Source organism: Actinoplanes utahensis, assembly GCF_016862455.1.
GTDB classification, from domain to species: Bacteria; Actinomycetota; Actinomycetes; order Mycobacteriales; family Micromonosporaceae; genus Actinoplanes; species Actinoplanes utahensis.
This window is the reverse complement of record NZ_BOMZ01000094.1, coordinates 1-17,794: the sequence shown is the minus strand read 5'-3', so window position 1 is coordinate 17,794 and position 17,794 is coordinate 1. Positions and strand designations below refer to the sequence as shown.

Genomic DNA, 17,794 nt, shown 5'->3' with positions numbered 1-17,794 from the left:
TGTGCACCGGATGAGCATCGGTAAAGGTGAGATCGCGCCGGACTTCGAACACCCCGACCAGGACGGTACGCCGCGGCGGCTCAGTGAACTCGTCGCCGACGGGCCCGTCGTCCTCTTCTTCTACCCCGGGGCGATGACCAAGGGCTGCACCGCGGAGGCCTGCCACTTCCGGGACCTGGCCGCGGAGTACCGCGGGGCGGGCGTGCAGCGGGTCGGCATCAGCCGGGACCCGGTCGCGAAGCAGAAGGAGTTCGCGGAGACGTACGGCTTCGACTATCCGCTGCTGTCCGACCCGGAGTCGACGACCATCGCCGCGTACGGCGTCAAGCGCAAGCTGGCTCTGGGCCCGCTGACCACCAAGCGGATGACGTTCGTGATCGGCGCCGACCGTACGGTCCTCGAGGTCATCCACAGCGAGATGGACATGCATCAGCACGCCGCGCAGGCGTTGCACGTGGCGAAGACCGCGGGGGATCGGCAATGATCGACGGATGTCTCGGGTCCGTCGGCGCGTTCGGCTCGGCCCTGGCGATCGGCTCCCCGGTCGTCGCGGGAGCCGTCGCCGTGGCGGTGGCCGTCGCCGTGCTGGTGCTCGGGCGGCTCACCCGGTCACTGCCGGCCTCGTGAGACTTCTCGTGTGGTGGGTCCGGGCGCGATACGAGCCCGGACTCACCACACGAGGGTTGTCAGCCGAGCCGCCAGAGCTGGGCGGCGAGGCCGTTGCACGGGTACAGCGAGAGGCGGGCGCCGTTCGCGGTGTTCCACTCGAAGTTGTCCAGGCACGAATTGCCGGCCACGTTGCGCAGGGACATCCAGCCGCTGCCCCGGTCCTGCACGATCCACTGCTGGCCGGTGGAGCCGTTGCAGGTGTAGAGGCCGACGTCGGCGTTCGACGCGGTGGTCGAGGTCAGGTTGGCCAGGCAGGTGCCGGTGTTACGGTTGCGGATCTCGTAGTGGGCGCCGTTGCGGTAGTTCAGCTCGAACTGCTGCGCGGTGCCGTTGTTGCAGTCGTACAGCCTGACCAGGGCGCCGAGCGTGGTGTCCCGGTTGTAGTTGTCGACGCACCGGTTGCTGTGCTGGCCGCGGATGCCGGGGCTGGTGACGGTGCTGGGGATCGGCTGGCCGAAGAACGGGTCGCCGTTCTCCCGCCAGAGCAGCTGCTGCACGCGGGTGTGCCGGTTCGGGTCGGTCAGCGCGTCCGGCGTCGGGGTGGCGTAATCGCGGGCGTGGTAGACCAGCATGTCGGTGACGCCGTCCTCGGCGACGGTGAAGCTGCCGTGCCCCGGGCCGTAGACGCCGTTGGCGGTCTGGAAGACCGGGTTCGGGTGCTTGTACCAGGACGCCGGGTTCAGCAGGTCGGCGGTGTCCCAGGAGGACAGCAGGCCCAGCTTGTACCGCGAGTCGGTCGCCGAGGCCGAGTACGCGATGTACACCCGCCCGTTCTTGACCAGCGGTGACGGGCCCTCCACCACGCCGGCGACGCCTTCCTTCTCCCAGGCGACGGTCGGCCGGGCGATCTCCACGGCGGTGCCGGTGATGGCGGTCGGGCCGTTCATCCGGGCCAGGTACATGTGGCTGTTGAAGCTGGTGGACGGGCTGTCCTGGGCCCAGGCGAAGTAGCGGACGCCCTTGTTGACGAAGACCGCCGCGTCCAGCTGGAACGACTCCCAGCCGGTGTTGAACCGCTGCGGCGCGCTCCACGTGCCGGTCATCGGGTTGGCGCTGGTGTTGCGGATCCAGTAGAGCCGCTGGTCGAAGACGGCGGTGCCGGGCGACGCCGAGAAGTACATGTACCAGGCGCCGTCGATGTACTGGATGTCCGGCGCCCAGATCCAGCCGCTGAGCGCTCCACTGGACGGCGCGACGAACGCGTTCGACGTCGCCGCGGTGCCGAGGCCCTGGAGGGTGGTGGCGCGGCGCAGTTCGACGCGCTTGTAGTCGGGCACCGAGGCGGTCATGTAGTAGTAGCCGTCGGTGTGCTTGTAGATCGCGGTGTCGGCGCGCTGCTGGACGATCGGATTCTTCACGGTGACGAACTGGGCGGACGCCGGGGAGGCGTACCCGGCCAGCAGCACCACCGCGAGGGCCAGCGCGACCGTGAGCTTGCGACGGATGCGAGCGGGGAGACCCATCGTGACTTCCTTGCGGACGGGGGAAGGGAACGTGTGATCGTTAACATGCACGTCGATTCGACCCACGTCAAGAAACATCCCCGAAATGTTGTCACTGCGGCTCCCTCTGTGAGCGCTAACGGGAGGCGGCGCCGGCACGGCCGGATCGACGGGCGAGGGCGGCGTGCCCGCGCGAGGTACGCTCGTGCGGTCGGAGGGGGAACCGGACGTGTGGGCCGAGCAGCGGGTGCGGCAGGCATGGCATGCCGCCGTGCTCGCCCTGGTGCTCGGCGCCGCCTGGATCTCGCTGCTCGGCGTCGGCCGCGGCGAGTGGTCCACCGCCGGCGAGCTGCCCAGGCCCGCGGTCGTCGCCGCGGCGCCGCAGGCCGCCGTCCCGGTGGTGCCGGAGGCCCGGCTGGCCGGCAAACCCACACCCTGCTCCCTGCTCCTGTTCGTCGCCGCGATCGCCGCCGTCCTGTTCGGCACGCGCCGGCACCTCCGGTGGCCGGTCGCCGCCGCGCGGACCTGCGCCGCGACACCGTCGCTGCTCCTGCACGCGATGAGAGGACGGGCGCCGCCACGCCGCCTGGCGTAGCCGAGCCCCCTTTCCTCTTCACCCACGCCGTGCCTGCCGCGTGCCGCGTCTGAGAATCAGGCCGCGCGCACCGCGTACCGCCGCGTGGGGTCCTCTCTCAAGGAGCATCCGCAATGTCGCGCGTCAACGCCGTGCGCGCGGTCCTCGCCCTGGTCGTGTTGGCGGTGTCGGGGTGGCTGCTGGCCACCCACCCGCCCCGGCTCGGGCTGGACCTGCGCGGCGGAACCCAGATAGTCCTGGAGACCCGGGACGGTGAGTTCGCCCAGGCGACCCCGTCCACCACCGACGAGGCCCTGGAGGTGCTGCGCCGCCGCGTCGACGAGCTCGGCGTGGCCGAGCCGACCCTGGCCCGCTCCGGGGACCGGCGGATCATCGTCGAACTGCCCGGTGTCACCGAACCGGCCGAGGCGGTCCGGGTCATCGGCCGTACCGCCCAGCTCACCTTCCATCCCGTCCGCGGCGCCGCCACCGAGCTCACCCTGCCGTCCGAGACGGGCGAACCGCTGCATCTCGGCCCGGCGGCGCTCACCGGGCAGCAGGTCAGCGGCGCCACCGCAGGCCTGGACCAGTTCAACGGCTGGCAGGTCGACCTGGAGTTCCGCGGCGGCGGCGAGGCCTGGCGCAGACTGACCGGCGAGGCCGCCTGCGCCCCGCCCGGCGACCCGGCCCGGCGGGTGGCGATCGTCCTGGACCGGGAGGTGATCTCGTCGCCGCAGGTGAACGAGGACGTCGCCTGCAGCGCGGGCATGAGCGGTGGCCGGACCCGGATCACCGGCACGTTCACCGAGGACGAGGCCAAGAACCTGGCCCTGCTGGTCCGGGCCGGCGGCCTGCCCGTCCCGGTCGACATCGTCGAGCAGCGCACCGTCGGCCCCAGCCTGGGCAAGGCCGCCGTCGACGCGTCGGCGCAGGCGGCGCTGATCGGCGTGCTGGCCACGATCCTGTTCATCGTCGCCGTCTACCGGATCGTCGGCGGCGTCGCGGCGTTCGCGCTGATCTGTTACGGCCTCATCTCGTACGCCGCCCTGCTCGCGATCGGCGCCACCCTCACCCTGCCCGGCCTGGCCGGGTTCGTGCTGGCGATCGGCATGGCCCTGGACGCCAACGTGCTGATCTTCGAGAGAGCGCGGGAGGAGTACGCCGCCGGTGGCCCCCGCCGCAGCCTGCGTACCGCCCTCCGCTCCGGTTTCAGCAACGCCTGGTCCGCGATCGCCGACTCCAACATCACCACCCTGCTCGCCGCCGGCCTGCTGTTCTTCCTCGCCTCCGGCCCGGTCCGCGGTTTCGGCGTCACCCTGTCGATCGGCGTGCTGGCGTCCATGTTCACCGCGCTCGTACTGACCCGGGTGGTGGCGTCCCCGCTGGTGAACACCCGCTGGCTGAGCCGCCGCCCGGCCTGGAGCGGCCTGGCCGGCGTCGGCTGGGTGCGCCGGACCCTGGAACGCCGCGACCCGGACATCATGGGCCGCCGCGGGCTGTGGCTGGGCGTGGCGCTGGCGTCCGTGGTGCTGGCACTGGCCGGCGTCGGGATCCGCGGCCTGAACCTGGGCGTCGAGTTCACCGGCGGCCGCCTCGTCGAGTACGCCGCCACCACGCCGCTCGCGGTCGACGACGCCCGTGCCGCGGTGACCTCCGCCGGCCTGGACCGGGCCGTGGTCACCACCTCGGGCGACGGCAACATCAGCGTCCGGGCCGGCGGGTTCGGCGAGGACACCGAAGCGGAGGTACGGTCGGCGCTGGCCACGGCCGGCGGCGGCGACATTCAGCGGCTCCGGGACGAGAAGATCGGCCCGACGCTCGGCGCCGAACTGCGCCGCAACGCCCTGATCGCCCTCGCGGTGGCCCTCGCCGTCCAGCTCGCCTACCTGGCTGTCCGGTTCCGCTGGCGGTGGGGCGCCGCCGCGGTCCTGGCGATGTTCCACGACGTGCTCATCCTGGTCGGGGTGTTCGCGTGGCTGGGCCGGCCGGTCGACGGGGTGTTCCTGGCGGCCCTGCTCACCGTCATCGGGTACTCGGTCAACGACTCGGTCGTCACCTTCGACCGGATCCGTGAGCTGGTCCGGGCCGATCGCGGGAAACGCACCCCGTTCGCCCGGCTCGCCAACACCGGCGCCCTGCAGACCGTGCCGCGGACCGTCAACACCGGGCTCGGCGCGATCTTCATCCTCGCCGCCCTGGCCGTGCTCGGCGGCGACTCGCTGGTCGACTTCGCGGTGGCCCTGCTGGTCGGCATCATCGTCGGCACGTACTCGTCGGTGTTCGTCGCGAACCCCCTCGCCGTCGTGTTCGAGTCCCGCCGCGCGGGCCCGGCCGCCCCGCCGCCCCCGGTGGAGTCCCGGCGGGGTGTGCCGGCCGCACGGTGAACGCATCGTGTCCCGCCGGACCAGGGTCCGGCGGGACACGATCGGTGCGCCGATCAGGCGTACGTGTAGCTCGCCCGGTGGTCGAGCACCGCCGCCGGGGTGACGCCGCCCCACGGCTGCATCTCCTCGTTCAGGTCGACGACCCCCGCGGTGCCGGCGGGCGGCAGATAGTGACCGGCGTCGAAGCCCCAGCGGGTCTGCCACTGCGACCACAGCCGGTCGATGTTGCAGTGGTGCAGCCAGAAGACCGGATCGTTCGGCGAGTCCTGCTGGGCCATGTGCCCGCCGACCCAGACGTGCACCGCGTTGTGCAGGTTCGCGCCCTGCCGGTTCCAGCCCTCCATCATGTTGCGCATGCCGGTGGCCGAGGCGCTGCTCCACGGGGCGGCGTCGTACGCCGCGACGTTCAGCACCCGGTTCACCTGGGTGCCGGTGGGCAGGGTCGCGCCGCCGGCGGCCAGCGCCCGGCGCAGCGACGTCGCGCTGGAGGCGCTCACGGTGATCCGCCAGTTGGTCGCGCCGGCGAACGGGCCGGTGGTGACCGGGCCGTTGCCGCCCGCGCCGGTGCCACCCATGAAGTCGGCGGTGAACGGCGCGCCGGTGGCCGTCCGGTCGCCGGTCCAGTCCCAGTACGGCAGGGACACCGACGGGTCGAGGACCTGGAGCGCCTTCTCGAACTCGGTCAGGTACTGCCGGTGCCAGGGCAGGAACGACGGTGACTGGTGTGCGTAGCGGACGCCACCGACGGCGGCGAAGTAGTTGATGTGGGTGGTGACGAACCAGTCGTAGTTGCGGCCGGTCGTCTGTGCCTTGAGTCGTTTGACGGCGGCGACGAACGCCGCCTTCTCCGCGCTGGTGAGGTCACGCGCGTTCTTGCGTACGCCCATGGTGTGTCAGGCCTTTCCGGGATCGGTGGGTCAGCGTCCGTGGTCGTGTGTCGCGCCGGCGAGGGCGGTCAGTTCGCGGTCGCCGAGGACGTCGACCGCCCGCCGGGCGAGCCGCAGCAGCCCGTCCTGGTTGCCGCCGGTGTCGATGAGCACGGGCTCGTAGTGGTTGAGGGCGCTGATGTAGCCGGTCCCACCGGGCAGCGCGATCGCCATGACGGCCAGCCGCCTGCCGTCGATGTGAACCTCGTGTGCGGCGCCGGTGGCGCCGGCCCGCAGCGCGCTGCGGTCACCGGATCCGGCGTGTACGCCGGTGATCTCCCGGCCGCGGTACGTCACGGTGAAGTCGCGTGGGTCCCGGTGCGCCGGTGTCGCGCGGGCCGGGGACCCGGAGCCGGAAAGGGCCTGGGCGCCACCCACTGCGGTGGCGACGGCGACGGTGGCGGCCCCGTATCGGAGCGCGTCACGACGACTGATCTCAGGCATGTCATTCCCCATTTCTGATTCGATTTCCGGGCAGCGTGAAATGGCCGGATCATTCGTATGATCCGGCGGATTCTTGGTCGGTCAGCCGGTCCTGATCAGGGTGAATGGCAAGCGCATGGTTGGTTCTCCTCTGCTCGTCGGATTCCGGGGATCTCCCGAGAATGGCCGGCACGGCAGAACCTACCGGAGCTCCGCAAGCGGATCCGGCCGTCGTTCTCAATGCTTTAACGATCGTTTACCAGTTAGCTTTTTTCGGCGCCCGATCGGTGGTGCGAAGCCACCAAAAGCGGACGTGATGTGCAACGGGTCACAGGATGCCGCGGGGCTCGTTCGCAACGGGCGACAGGACCTGGGTGCCGATCACGTTCAACAGCTTGAGGCGCTCGGCGGAGTCGCTGCCGGGCGCCGCCGTGTAGGCGACGATCCGCACGTCGCCACCGGGCGCGGTCAGCACGTCGCAGTCGACGGTGAACGTGCCGACCTCGGGATGGCGCACGGTCTTGCTGCCGGACCCGTGGACGGCCACCGTGCCGCCGTCCCACAACCGGGCGAAGTCCTCGCTCGCCGCCCGCAGATCCGTCACCAGATCGCGCAGCCCGGCGTCGGCCGGATAGCGGGCGGCCGCCCCGCGCAGGTCGGTGACCAGCGCGGCCCGTCAGAGCGACAGGTAGTAGGCGGCGAAGGCGTCCGGCTCGAATCCCTCGGCCCGGTAGAGGGCCTGCGCGGCGAGGTTGTCCGGTGCGGTCTGCAGCTGGACCCCCACGGCGCCGGCGGCCCGCGCCTCGGCCGCACAGGCCCGCACCAGGGCCCGCCCGGCGCCGGTGCGCCGGGCCGTGGGCGCGACGAACAGGTCGTTGAGCGTCCACACCGGCGCCATGGACAGCGACGAGAAGGTCGGGTAGACGTTGACGAACCCGGCCGGCGTGCCGTCCTGGGCGCGGGCCAGCAGCAGCACCGCCTCACCGCGCTCCTGCCGCTCCCGCAGGAAGGCGAGGACCCGCTCGGGCGGGGCCGGGCGCTGATAGAAGTCGAGGTACCCGGCGAACAGCGCGGCGGCCTCGGGCAGATCGGCGGTTCCGGCGCGGCGCACCGTGATCAGGTCGGTCATGCCCGGCATCCTGCCCGGTCCGCGGGCGGTCCGGGCGGTGCGGCCGGGCCCGTACCGATTGCCGGGAATCCCTGCCGGGTGGCAGGCGGGAGGGTGATCCGCGCCGTCGCCGGCGGTCCCGGGTGGGGTACGCGCGGGGGATACCGGGCCGGATCCTCATCTGTCACTATGACGCCTTTGCAGGTGTGATCGACGCGGCCATGGATGAGGGTCATGATGAGGCGACGTAGGGTGATCATCGGCGCGCTCGGTGTGGCCGCCGCGACGACGGCGGGATGCACCACCGCGGAGAAGAAGGAGGCCTCCGCCTGGGTCGAGCCGGTGACCGAGGCCGCGCAGGTGACCGTGCCGGTCAAGCTGAGCGTCACGCCCGCGCCCAACGCCACCGGGTGGTCTCCGGTGAAGCCGATCGTCGTCGCCGCCGAGTCCGGCACGTTGCAGACGGTCACCGTCACCAACGGCGCCACGAAGATCGCCGGCGAGATGCAGCCGGACGGGACGTGGCGGTCCACCGCGGACCTGGACTACAACAAGAAGTACCAGGTGAGCGTCACGGCCGTGGACAGCTCCGGCGCGGCGGCCACCAAGACCAGCAGCTTCACCACGCTGAAGCCGGGCACCACGGCGAAGGTGGCGTTCCAGGCCAACGGGCTGGCGTCGCTCAAGGCCGGGAAGACGTACGGCGCGGGCCAGCCGGTGATCGTCGCGTTCAGCCGGGCGGTCGACAAGGCCGCCGCGGAGAAGGCCATCGAGATCACCACGCTGCCGAAGGTGCAGGGCAAGTTCTACTGGAAGGACGACCGGACCGTGCACTGGCGGCCGGCGAAGTACTGGGCGGCCGGCACGTCGATCAAGGTGAGCGTCAACGTGTTCGGTGTCAAGCTGGGCAAGAACGTGTACGGGTCGAAGAACGCGTCCACCAACTTCGAGATCGGCCGCCAGCTGATCGCGATCGCCGACAACCGCACCCACATGACCAAGGTCTACATCAACGGCAAGCTGGTCCGGACGATGAAGAGCAGCCTCGGCAAGGGTGGCGGCACCACGACGCCGAGCGGCGAGTACATCAACTACTGGACCGCGGGCGGCCCGCACATCGTGCTGGAGAAGAAGCGCAAGCACACGATGAGCTCGGCCAGTTACGGCATCTCCGACCCGAACGACCCGAACCACTACGTGACGGAGAACGTCGAGTACTGCACCCGTATCTCGTACTCCGGCGAGTTCCTGCACGCCGCCCCGTGGAACCCGGCGCTGGGCCGGCAGAACCGGTCGCACGGCTGCATCAACCTGAGCACCGCCGACGCCGAGTGGGTGTACGAGAACTTCATCCTCGGCGACGTCGTGGACGTGGTGAACAGCCCGCGCAAGCTGCCGATCTGGAACGGTCTCGGCGACTGGACCGTGCCGTTCGACAAGTACGGACGCGACTGATTGGGTAGAGAGGGGGTCCCGGCAGCCCGCAGTCAAGGAGACCCCCGCACATGATCGTCCTGTTGCCCGTGTTCCGTCCCGGTCCCGCCCTCGGCGAACTCGTCACGGAACTGATCGCCGGCGGCACGCCCGCCGGCCACATCGTCGTCGTCGACGACGGCAGCGGACCCGGAGCCGTGCCGGAGCTCGGCTGCACCGTCCTCACGCATTCGGTCAACCGGGGCAAGGGGGCGGCCCTGAAGACCGGTCTGGCGTACGTCCGGCGGCAGCACCCGGGCTCCGATGTGGTGTGCGCGGACGCCGACGGTCAGCACCGGGCCGCCGACATCCGCCGGGTCGCCGGGCACGTCCGTCCCGGCCGGATCGTGCTGGGCGTCCGGGATCTCGACCGGATGCCGCCGCGCAGCCGGTTCGGCAACACCCTCACCGGCTGGCTGTTCCGTGCGATGACCGGCCACCACGTGCCGGACACCCAGACCGGGCTGCGCGGCCTGCCGGCGGACCTGCTGGGCCGGCTCGGCACGATCCCCGGCGACGGTTTCGACTACGAGATGAAGATGCTCGTCGACGCGGCCGCCCGGAACGTGCCGATCGACCAGGTCACCGTCCCGACCCGGTACCTGGACGGCAACGAGGGCTCACACTTCAGCGCCCTCGCCGACTCGGCCGCGGTCTGGGGGACGCTGCTGTGGCACGGCGCGAAGGTCAGGACTCGGACTGCAGAAAGCTGACCAGCCCCGCCAGCTCGGGGGGTGCGCGCCGCCTCGCCGAGCGACCGGGCGAGGACCTCGTCGTGGACCGGGCGGGCCTGCTCCAGCAGTCTCTGCCCGGCCGGGATGAGCTCGGTGTAGATGCCGCGCCGGTCGTCGGCGCCCAGGATCCGGGTGAGCAGGCCCCGGTCCTCCAGCCTGGTGACGAGCCGGGTGGTGGCGCTGCTGGAGAGGGCGGCGGCGCGGGCCGGCTGTCGCATCCGCATGTGCCAGCGGCCCTGTGCCACGGCGCGTTCTTCGGCATCGGGTCGGTCGTCGCCACCGGCCTCGTCCCCGAAAACCGCAAGGCCGCCGCAATCTCCATCATGTTCACCGGCCTGACCGTCGCGAACGTGCTCGGCGTACCCCTCGGCACCTTCCTCGGCCAGGCAGCCGGATGGCGCGCCACCTTCTGGGCCATCGCCGGCCTCGGCGTGATCGCGTTCGGCGGGGCGGGGTCGCTCGGCGCAGCACCCGGTCGGAACGCATCCGGCCGAGGATCTCCACCGGCAGGTCGCGCCGCAGCCAGGCGATGCGCGGGGCCTCGTAGCCGGCGTCGAGCACGATCAGGATGTCGCGGTCACCGGTCTGCCACTGGCCCGCGTCGGTCAGCCGACCGACGAGCTGCCGGATCTGCGCGTAGGTGATCCTCGTGACGTCCGCGGCCGGCGGCAGCCGGACGGCGTCGAGCAGCGCCGTCCAGGAGGTCCGGCCGGTTTCCAGGGCGGCGACGATCGAGTAAGGCCAGCCCGCGATGATGCGGTGTTCGTCCTTGCCGCGGCCGTAGGTGTGGCAGAACGAGCGCTGCGGGCTGCAGTCGCCGTCCGGGCGCAGCCATGGTGAGACATCCTCTGTCCGCTACGTCGGCGTGTCTTTTCGGCAGAGCACGTCGCGATGATCCCGGGTCCAGTTGTGAGCCGCGTGTACGGTATCGGCCACTCCCGAATCGCGAAGCCGGACCATTGCGGGCTCGCCGGCCTCTGCTGCGGCTTCGATGCCGCGCCAGCACCGGTCCTGCCACCACATGATCGTGTCGATCAGGGCGGACCGATCCTCCAGCCCGTAGGCATCAGCGATGACGCGGACGAGACCCGCTGCCTTCGCAGCGTCCTCGACGCTGGGGCCGAGTCCGACGTATTGCCAGCAAACGTGCGCGACATCGTGGATCCGCGCGCCGGGTGCAGCGATATCCCAGTCGATGAAAGCCGTCGGCAGCAGCTGCCCGCCGGTATCTCGATAGACCGTGTTCTTCGGCGACAAGTCGTTGTGGCAAACGACCTCCTGACCCCCGGCAAGCTCCGTCCCGGCGGTCAGGTCGTGGAACCGGCGAACCTGACGAGCGACCGCGGCGAGGCTTTGTTCCGACCGTATCGAGAGCGGCTCATGGCCTTGCCGCCATGGCACCTCGCCGTCGATGAAGCTGAGCATCTCCCGGCCCTGCTCGTCGACGCCGAGGAACCGCGGTGCACCACTCCAGTGGTGCTGCTCGAAGTGGCGTAACAGGCGGCGGACGAACACCGGGTCGCGCGGTGGTGACTTCCGGACGGTATCGCCGACCAGCACGACGTCAGCGACGAAACCTCCCGCCAACGGATGCTCAGTCAGGCCCAGGGGCGATGGAGCTGGTTGTGCCTTGTTCGGACCCCACACCCTCGCCCCATCTCATCGAACGGTCGAAGCCGGAGACACCGTATCGCGGTCAGCTATCGGCATGAGGCTGGCAGCAGGTGCTCACAACCGGCGGTCAACGTCCTCATCTGCCGCTGAAAAGTGACCGGTAGGGGCGACTGTCAGCGACGGTCGGTCGGCCGGAGTATCACGGCATACAGGTCACGAGGGCCGGGCTCGTGGACATTGCCGTCGGAGTCCCGCCCCAGCGGAGCGGAGTCGCCGGTGGCTGGGAAATACCAGGCCTCCTCCACGTCTGCCAGCGGAGAGCAGTCGTCTCCGTCGGCTCCGTCCCCGGCAAGGACAACGACAGCCTCGGCGGGCATGCCGGCCAGGGCTTCGCGCAGGTCGGCGACGGTGATCGTTCCGAGAACGAGCATCGGGTCCACTCGGGCGTTCTGATCCCGTACGTAAGAGTTGTCTTCGGGGCTCATCGCATTCTCCGCTCGTCGTGAGGATGCAATGATGGGCGACTTGCGACCGAAGATGCAGCACTTCGGCGACGCGGTCAGCTATTTCCCCAGCCTGATCGCGGAACATTGCGCTGCCCACGGTGTCGGCGATGCCGGCTTTCAGGTCCCGCTGCGGCCGGTAGCCGAGATCGGTGCCGGCCTCGACGATCTCGGCCTTGAACTCGGGGGTGAACGCCCGCCGCGGCCTCGATCGCTTCTTTCCCACGCTCTCCATGATGCTGGACATCCTCCCGGAGACCACAGATCCCTGATCTTGGATGTCCGTCAGAACGGGGCAAGCCCACAACGGCGTGGACCAGGCATCGAGCGGTGCCACAGCCGATCTGATGGTGGCCACTCTCCTTGCGAGCAGCCGCGGTCACCGGGGCACGCCGGTGACCGCGACTACGGTGTCGCGGTCTGCATTCGGAAAGACATGAAGCACCCGGATCGCGGCACGAGAGTGCGTTCAGTCTCGTGCCCGCACGCGGCGCAGTAGGGCAATCCCATCCGGGTCGTTGGACCACAATGACGAGCCCAGGTCTGACAACGGATGTACGAACTCAGCCACCGCGTGCAGCGCCGTGAGATCCGTCGCGGAAACCCACCAGTCGCATTGCCCGCGGCTGTCCCACAGCATGATCTTTGCGCCGAGTCGCTCCCACCGATGGACGGTATGGCCCGGCCAGCCTGTCGTGGTCGGCCTCTGCTCACATTGTTGCCGTAGCACGCTGAGCGTTCCGGCATCGAGTTCGGCCGCCTGCGCCTGCAGCAAGGGACCCTGTGACAGACAAGACGCGTCCCACTTGCGGGCTGCCACGAACGCGGCAGTGTCGTAGCAGTACCGCTCCGTGCCGCGGACCCAGCCGGCGCGGTGCTGGATTTCACCACCGATGAGAATCTCGGGGTTGTCGTTCCCGAGAGGTACACCCCAGGCACAGACACCCTGGTTCTCGACGGAGATGACCAAGACGGAGCCTGCCCAGCCTGGGAAGCGTCGATTGGCTAACTCCGGTCGATCGATCAAGACTCTCTCAGGAAAGATGATCTGGTCGGTGTAGGGTGCGGCCATCTCCCGTGCGACCTCAGCGGTTATCAAGGCCCGAACGCGCTCGGGGACAGCCGATAGCTTCATGGGCGATGTCTAACACAGGCCGGACTGCCGTGACAGGCACCGGAGCACTGTCAGCGCGCACTCGGCGGCAAATGAGTTCGACGGCATTTGAGTAGATTTGACCGTTCTAATTGAGTATCCGGAACCCGGGTTCAGCGCCAAGGTTGCGGGGTGAGCGAATCCTGGACGTCCCGTCGTTTCAGTCTGACGAACCCGCGTGACGACGGCAGCACCGATCTTCCCAGGCTGCTGAGGCGAATGGCAGACGAGATCGAGCGTCTGGACCTCGACCCCATAGACATCCTCGACCTGACGATCGCCCAGGAGATAACCGAGGACGGCCCTTGGTGGTCCGCATCGCTCTACTGGTCACCGGATGCCGACGAGCCAGACGCTTCACAGCCCTGAGCAGCACGTTGTTGGCGGCAGAAGAGTATGCGGGCCAGAAGAGTATGCGGGCCTCAAGCTTCAGCCGCCCGAAGGCGGACATGTCGAAAGCGGCTTCACAATCAACGCTCATGAAAGCCGAGTCGCCTTACGTAAGGCACCGTACGACTACGGAGACCCGATAGTCGAATCGGTCTGACTCGCTCACGGAGATAACGCCAAGCTCAACGCGGCGCCGGTCAGTTCGTACGAATTCCGTTCCTTGGGCGGCAAGACAAATCGGAAGTCCGCTTGAGAAATAGGCTCCATTTTTCTTGTTCATCCGACCGACCGCTGCAACCTCATACTCACCGCTGTCATCGCTGTCATCGCTGTCGTTGTGGGCTTCAAATAGCACCCGGTGGATGTCAGCATTGGACCAGGTCACCGTGCCACTGATCCACCTTGGCGTGGCCGTGTGATCCGGCGAAAGCCGAGCCGTGGCGAAGCCTGCAACGACCACGAGAACCGGAAAAGCCGCCAGCCGAAGCTTTCTGGCGTGACGGCTGAGCATGGCGTGACGACGGTCAGGATTCCTCACAATGTCAAGCTACAGTCGTCCGCCGATAGCCGGCCTAGCAGTTTCGATTTCCGCCATACCGAATCCAGGCACTGAACCATGACGCCGCAACCGGTGCCTGAAGGGGTTGAGGCAGGATGAAGGCTGGTGGGTCACCACTCCATCAGACCGTAAAGGACGATCGGCACGGCGACCGTGACGAGCACGAGGGTACGCAGCACGGACGGCGCGTTGCGCAGCAGTCCAGCGAGCAGCAGATTCAGCACGGTCATCGTGGGGAAGACGGCGAGCCAGATCATCACGGTCATCTGGTGACGAGACGGCGGCCCGAGCCACTTCGGCTCAGCGGCGACGGCGTTAGCGGCAAAAGATTCCTGGGACATGGTGCATCGCTCCTTAAAGGCTTGGAGGGTTTGGATAGGTGATGGCGCCGGCCATATCCGGCCTCATGCCAGTTGCCTTCCAAGCGATCTGAGCGAAGGCACCCGGCCCGGCGCCGGGCTTGCCGTGATCGGGGCGACCGTAAATTCAAGTCCGCGCGTAGGGCGGTGGCGGTGGCGCCCCCGAGCCGTCGTGCGCAGCGACCCACGCGTCGTGCAGCCACATGTCCGTGCCGCGGCGGCCCTCGTCTCTGTCCCAGGTGACGCCACGCTCGTACGTCACGATGCGGGCGTCGGGACCGACGAGGACCCAGGTGTACCGGCCGTCTGCGTGCCGAGTCTTGACCTTGATACCGGCGATGGTTTGAGTGGTGCCCGCGGCGTCGGTGATCGTCTCGTCGTGCCGGTCGACCCACTGCACGGTGAGTGCCTCCGCGTGTGCGCCGTCGACGCGTCGCAGGAACGAGAAGGCGACGCGTTCGGCGTCGTTCTTGTTCGGCAGGTCTCCGGGCGCACTACCCGTCAGGTTGGTGAATCCCAGGAGCGTGCCGTCGTCGGTGACGACGGCCGTGGTGTGCGGGCCACCGAGCCGGTAGCCGGCTCGCTGGAAGCGCACCACGGAAACGGCGGAGGTGTCGTGCCGCTCGCGTCTGGTCCGGGCGACGGGGAGGTCGGAAGGGACGGCAAGTCCCGCGGCGGCCAGGGCGCGTTGCGCCCGGTCCGTGGTCGGTTGTTCGGGGGTGGACGACATGGCGCCTCCGGACGGCTGAGGGGTAAGGGGGGTAGCGGGAGCAGAGGTGCTCCGCGCCGGCGGTGGTGGGGCTACCTGGGCATCGGCGCAACCGGCTAGTGTGCCGACAAGGACGAGACCGGTCGCCGTCACCAGGGCGCCGCCCTTCATGCCGCACTGCCTGCCGGGGCGTATCCGGCCGGGGCAACGGCGATCGCGTCGATCTCCACCCGGACGCGCGGGTCGAACAAGGCGGCGACTCCGATGAGAGCGCTGGCGGGCCGGGAGCCAGGCGCTATCCAGCGGTCGCGCACCGCCCGGATAGTTTCCAGCGATCGGTTCGGGAGATCTCGTACGTAGATCGTCACGCGCGCCAGGTCTGCCGGTAACGCCCCGGCCCCGGCGAGCGCCGTCACCAGGGCGGCGAAGGCCCGGTCGAGTTCAGCGTCGAAATCCTCCGGAACATCCGCATCGTCGCTCAGGGCCGTCTGCCCCGACACGAGGAGGAGGCCTCCGGCGACATGCACGACATCCGAGATTCCGGGTACCGCGCTCGGCAAGCGGGTGACCACCCGACCGCCGGTCGAACCGCCGTCGACATTGTTCGCAGCTGTGCCTTCTGCTGCATCCGCTCCCGCGTACATGACTCTCCTCTCAACCAACTAACTAGTTGGTTTCTACGCCGAGCCCGCAAGGAAGTCAACTGAACAGTTGGTACTGTCCTCGCCATGGCACGTGACAGCGCTGCGACGAAGAAGGCACTGCTGGAAGCCGCTGTGTGCGAGTTCGCCGAGTTCGGCTTGGCCGGCGCCCGTGTGGACCGGGTGGCCCGGCGGGCCGGCGTGAACAAGGAACGGATCTACAGTCACTTCGGCGACAAGGGCGGCCTCTTCGCCGAGGTCCTGCGCGTCGAGCTGGCTCGACTGGCGGCCGCCGTGCCGCTCTCGGTGCCCGATGGCACCCGATCGCTCGGGGACTACGCGGCGGACGTCTTCGACTACCACCGCACCCATCCGCACCTGCTGCGCCTGCTGCACTGGGAGGCGCTGGAGGCTTCCGGGGGGACAGCCGCGAACGACGAAGAGCGCCAGCGCGGGTACTCCGAGAAGGTGGCGGCGCTGCGCGAGGCTCAGCGGACCGGTCGCCTCGCCGAATCCCCGGACGGCGCTCTGCTGCTCTACGCGGTGGTCGCGCTCGCAGCATGGTGGCACGCGGTCCCGCAGGTCGCGCGCATGATGCTCGGCCCGCTCGCCGACGATCCGCGCGCGCAGCGTGACGGCTTGGTCCACCTGGTCGATCGACTGACCAAGCCGACTAACCGTTGACGGCTCAGGGTATGGGCCCACCGCCGAACTCAGGGCCCCGCGTCGAAATGGTCGCACGGATTCACGGCACCGGGACACAGCGCCACCACTGCTCGCCAAGCTGAACGCAGCCCACCGGATCGACTGGTCACGGGCAGCGATGGACGCCAGTCACATCGACGCGGAAAAGGGGGTTCCCGGACAGGGCCGTCGCCGGTCAACCGCGGTAAACCCGGTTCGAAACACCACCTGATCTGCGACGGCAACGGCACCCCGATCTACGTGCTGACCAGCGGCGCGAACGTCCCCGACGTCAAACGAGCTCTCGACCTGCTCGACTGCTATCCCGCCGATCGCCGCACGACCGGGCCGACCCCGCCGGCGCTTCGCGACCCTGCTGGCCGAACGCGCTGCCCCAGCGAGGAGGAGCTTGTTAAGCAACGAGATCTGGCCGAATGAAATCGGCGTTCGGGCTGTTCCAGAGTCGCTCATAATAGTGGCGAATGTACTCGTCAGCAAGTTTTCTACTCCGTACAGAGATGCCGAGGGTCTGGTCTCCGTCTCGATGCGTGAAGAAGACGACGTCGTCGTATATCCCGACGTTGAATGCTTCGGTCAAATGGACAGGGACACTGAGCACCTTGACGAGATATCTAGGCCGCCGACGTTGGCCTCAGCGGCGAATTTTAGCTCTTGCCTGAAGAATGCGCCTCGCCTCGCATTGGCCCTTCATTGCGTAGGTGAGTAACCCAGACGCGATCGCTTGCTGCGAGAATCGCAGAAACGGTTGCGTTATAGACCTTACTTCTTCCTTCATAGAACGAAACTCTTGCGCTCTGGGCGTCGGCGAGCGAGAAGATCGTGTCTTTGATGGACATCAGCTCGCCTTCAATACGCTCAAGGTCCATCTGGCTTTTTGACAGGCCTGCGGCGTGAACAAGGGCCGCAAGAGGGAGTATGAATAGCGTTGAGCCGAGAAATGGTCTTTCGAATCTCTCCGTACCCAGCTCGCGAACGAAGTAGGCGAGTATGAAATAGACTGCTAGCAGTCCGATGGCAATATAGTAGAAAGATCGCTTCGCCAAAGCGGCACCCTTGACCATGATTCCACTTCTCTGCAACAAGTTCCGCTACTCCAGACACTGTAGATCGTTGTTAAGTAACTCAGCCGGCTCCCATGACTGGAGTTGCTCCGCGCTTCCCGCCTGCGAATAGGGCAAGGAGGCTGGATGAATTCCTAGCCGATGCACAAGTAGACGAGGAACTCCCGGATTCTCAATAATGCCCAAGAACGGTAGTCACTGCACTGTCAGCCATCCGACCCGGCATCGCTGGACCGAAGGCATCGCTCATTCAGTCGATGATGTAGCAGTTGGCATAGTGCACTCAATTCGGCAAATCCGTGTACTCATCGGGGTTGCCTCCGGGTCGACTGCTGTGACGGAGCGTCATGCAGAGGCGGGGGGGAGT

At 68.4% G+C, this 17,794-nt stretch carries 21 protein-coding genes and 3 pseudogenes; 10 read left to right on the top strand and 14 right to left on the bottom strand.

Annotated features, from left to right (window positions below):
* Positions 1-10: 10 nt before the first annotated feature.
* Positions 11-484 carry a peroxiredoxin gene (locus Aut01nite_RS34575; protein ID WP_043531498.1) on the top strand — a complete coding sequence of 158 codons (474 nt, stop codon included), beginning with the start codon at positions 11-13 and terminating at the stop codon, positions 482-484.
* Complete coding sequence (locus Aut01nite_RS34570; protein WP_161790735.1) at positions 481-627, top strand: hypothetical protein; 147 nt, start codon at positions 481-483, stop codon at positions 625-627. The genes Aut01nite_RS34575 and Aut01nite_RS34570 overlap by 4 nt, the downstream gene beginning before the upstream one ends.
* Before the next feature lie 59 nt (positions 628-686).
* Here the strand turns inward: Aut01nite_RS34570 and Aut01nite_RS34565 are convergent, their stop codons facing one another.
* Positions 687-2,132: a family 43 glycosylhydrolase gene (locus Aut01nite_RS34565; protein ID WP_043531380.1), complete on the bottom strand. Its 1,446-nt coding sequence runs from the start codon at positions 2,130-2,132 to the stop codon at positions 687-689.
* A gap of 184 nt (positions 2,133-2,316) precedes the next feature.
* Here Aut01nite_RS34565 and Aut01nite_RS34560 point away from each other — a divergent pair, with 184 nt between their 5' ends.
* Positions 2,317-2,706 (top strand): hypothetical protein, encoded by a 390-nt coding sequence (locus Aut01nite_RS34560; RefSeq protein WP_043531378.1) that lies wholly within the window; start codon positions 2,317-2,319, stop codon positions 2,704-2,706.
* Between the two features lie 113 nt (positions 2,707-2,819).
* Complete coding sequence (gene secD, locus Aut01nite_RS34555; protein ID WP_052164408.1) at positions 2,820-5,069, top strand: protein translocase subunit SecD; 2,250 nt, start codon at positions 2,820-2,822, stop codon at positions 5,067-5,069.
* Between the two features lie 53 nt (positions 5,070-5,122).
* On the opposite strand, the gene Aut01nite_RS34550 is transcribed toward secD, so the two are convergent.
* The 4 genes from Aut01nite_RS34550 to Aut01nite_RS34535 form a co-directional block, all read right to left on the bottom strand.
* A complete protein-coding gene (locus Aut01nite_RS34550; RefSeq protein WP_043531375.1) occupies positions 5,123-5,956 on the bottom strand; it encodes a tyrosinase family protein in 834 nt (277 codons plus the stop codon).
* A gap of 30 nt (positions 5,957-5,986) precedes the next feature.
* Positions 5,987-6,439: a tyrosinase family oxidase copper chaperone gene (locus Aut01nite_RS34545; RefSeq protein WP_052164407.1), complete on the bottom strand. Its 453-nt coding sequence runs from the start codon at positions 6,437-6,439 to the stop codon at positions 5,987-5,989.
* Positions 6,440-6,746: 307 nt separating this feature from the next.
* Positions 6,747-7,085: an MmyB family transcriptional regulator gene (locus Aut01nite_RS34540; RefSeq protein WP_161790740.1), complete on the bottom strand. Its 339-nt coding sequence runs from the start codon at positions 7,083-7,085 to the stop codon at positions 6,747-6,749.
* A 9-nt stretch (positions 7,086-7,094) separates the two neighbouring features.
* Positions 7,095-7,547, bottom strand: coding sequence for a GNAT family N-acetyltransferase (locus Aut01nite_RS34535; RefSeq protein WP_152629032.1), 453 nt, complete (start codon positions 7,545-7,547; stop codon positions 7,095-7,097).
* 216 nt (positions 7,548-7,763) lie between these two features.
* Between Aut01nite_RS34535 and Aut01nite_RS34530 the strand changes: the two genes are divergently transcribed.
* Both Aut01nite_RS34530 and Aut01nite_RS34525 read left to right on the top strand, forming a co-directional pair.
* The gene (locus Aut01nite_RS34530; RefSeq protein WP_236643086.1) at positions 7,764-8,981 is read left to right on the top strand and encodes a L,D-transpeptidase; all 1,218 of its coding nucleotides are present in this window, start codon (positions 7,764-7,766) and stop codon (positions 8,979-8,981) included.
* 50 nt (positions 8,982-9,031) lie between these two features.
* Positions 9,032-9,712 (top strand): glycosyltransferase family 2 protein, encoded by a 681-nt coding sequence (locus Aut01nite_RS34525; RefSeq protein WP_052164405.1) that lies wholly within the window; start codon positions 9,032-9,034, stop codon positions 9,710-9,712.
* Between the two features lie 170 nt (positions 9,713-9,882).
* Here Aut01nite_RS34525 and Aut01nite_RS44655 read toward each other — a convergent pair.
* A pseudogene (locus Aut01nite_RS44655) lies at positions 9,883-9,951 on the bottom strand (MarR family transcriptional regulator); the annotation flags it as partial.
* A gap of 6 nt (positions 9,952-9,957) precedes the next feature.
* Here Aut01nite_RS44655 and Aut01nite_RS34515 point away from each other — a divergent pair.
* Positions 9,958-10,116 (top strand): annotated as a pseudogene (locus Aut01nite_RS34515) (MFS transporter); the annotation flags it as partial.
* 37 nt (positions 10,117-10,153) lie between these two features.
* Here Aut01nite_RS34515 and Aut01nite_RS34510 read toward each other — a convergent pair.
* The 4 genes and pseudogenes from Aut01nite_RS34510 to Aut01nite_RS34495 all read right to left on the bottom strand — a co-directional run.
* Positions 10,154-10,579 (bottom strand): annotated as a pseudogene (locus Aut01nite_RS34510) (transposase); the annotation flags it as partial.
* A 9-nt stretch (positions 10,580-10,588) separates the two neighbouring features.
* A complete protein-coding gene (locus tag Aut01nite_RS34505) occupies positions 10,589-11,293 on the bottom strand; it encodes a phosphotransferase family protein (protein ID WP_201775614.1) in 705 nt (234 codons plus the stop codon).
* A gap of 227 nt (positions 11,294-11,520) precedes the next feature.
* Positions 11,521-11,832, bottom strand: a complete 312-nt coding sequence (locus Aut01nite_RS34500; protein ID WP_152629030.1) for a hypothetical protein — start codon at positions 11,830-11,832, stop codon at positions 11,521-11,523.
* 487 nt (positions 11,833-12,319) lie between these two features.
* Positions 12,320-12,922 (bottom strand): hypothetical protein, encoded by a 603-nt coding sequence (locus tag Aut01nite_RS34495; RefSeq protein WP_043531367.1) that lies wholly within the window; start codon positions 12,920-12,922, stop codon positions 12,320-12,322.
* Between the two features lie 213 nt (positions 12,923-13,135).
* Between Aut01nite_RS34495 and Aut01nite_RS34490 the strand changes: the two genes are divergently transcribed.
* Positions 13,136-13,372, top strand: coding sequence for a hypothetical protein (locus Aut01nite_RS34490; protein WP_083999834.1), 237 nt, complete (start codon positions 13,136-13,138; stop codon positions 13,370-13,372).
* A gap of 690 nt (positions 13,373-14,062) precedes the next feature.
* Here the strand turns inward: Aut01nite_RS34490 and Aut01nite_RS34485 are convergent.
* The 3 genes from Aut01nite_RS34485 to Aut01nite_RS34475 form a co-directional block, all read right to left on the bottom strand.
* Positions 14,063-14,293 carry a putative antibiotic biosynthesis monooxygenase gene (locus tag Aut01nite_RS34485; protein ID WP_052164404.1) on the bottom strand — a complete coding sequence of 77 codons (231 nt, stop codon included), beginning with the start codon at positions 14,291-14,293 and terminating at the stop codon, positions 14,063-14,065.
* Between the two features lie 145 nt (positions 14,294-14,438).
* Positions 14,439-15,041: a hypothetical protein gene (locus Aut01nite_RS34480; protein ID WP_043531365.1), complete on the bottom strand. Its 603-nt coding sequence runs from the start codon at positions 15,039-15,041 to the stop codon at positions 14,439-14,441.
* Between the two features lie 146 nt (positions 15,042-15,187).
* Entirely contained in the window at positions 15,188-15,664 is a 477-nt protein-coding gene (locus tag Aut01nite_RS34475) for a RidA family protein (RefSeq protein ID WP_083999832.1), read from the bottom strand.
* An 84-nt stretch (positions 15,665-15,748) separates the two neighbouring features.
* Here Aut01nite_RS34475 and Aut01nite_RS34470 point away from each other — a divergent pair, with 84 nt between their 5' ends.
* Both Aut01nite_RS34470 and Aut01nite_RS44980 read left to right on the top strand, forming a co-directional pair.
* On the top strand, positions 15,749-16,345 hold the full coding sequence (locus tag Aut01nite_RS34470; protein WP_043531361.1) for a TetR/AcrR family transcriptional regulator: 597 nt from the start codon (positions 15,749-15,751) through the stop codon (positions 16,343-16,345).
* 123 nt (positions 16,346-16,468) lie between these two features.
* Positions 16,469-16,783, top strand: a complete 315-nt coding sequence (locus tag Aut01nite_RS44980; RefSeq protein ID WP_152629046.1) for a transposase — start codon at positions 16,469-16,471, stop codon at positions 16,781-16,783.
* A 227-nt stretch (positions 16,784-17,010) separates the two neighbouring features.
* Here the strand turns inward: Aut01nite_RS44980 and Aut01nite_RS34460 are convergent, their stop codons facing one another.
* Positions 17,011-17,427, bottom strand: coding sequence for a hypothetical protein (locus tag Aut01nite_RS34460; RefSeq protein ID WP_152629029.1), 417 nt, complete (start codon positions 17,425-17,427; stop codon positions 17,011-17,013).
* Between the last annotated feature and the right edge of the window lie 367 nt (positions 17,428-17,794).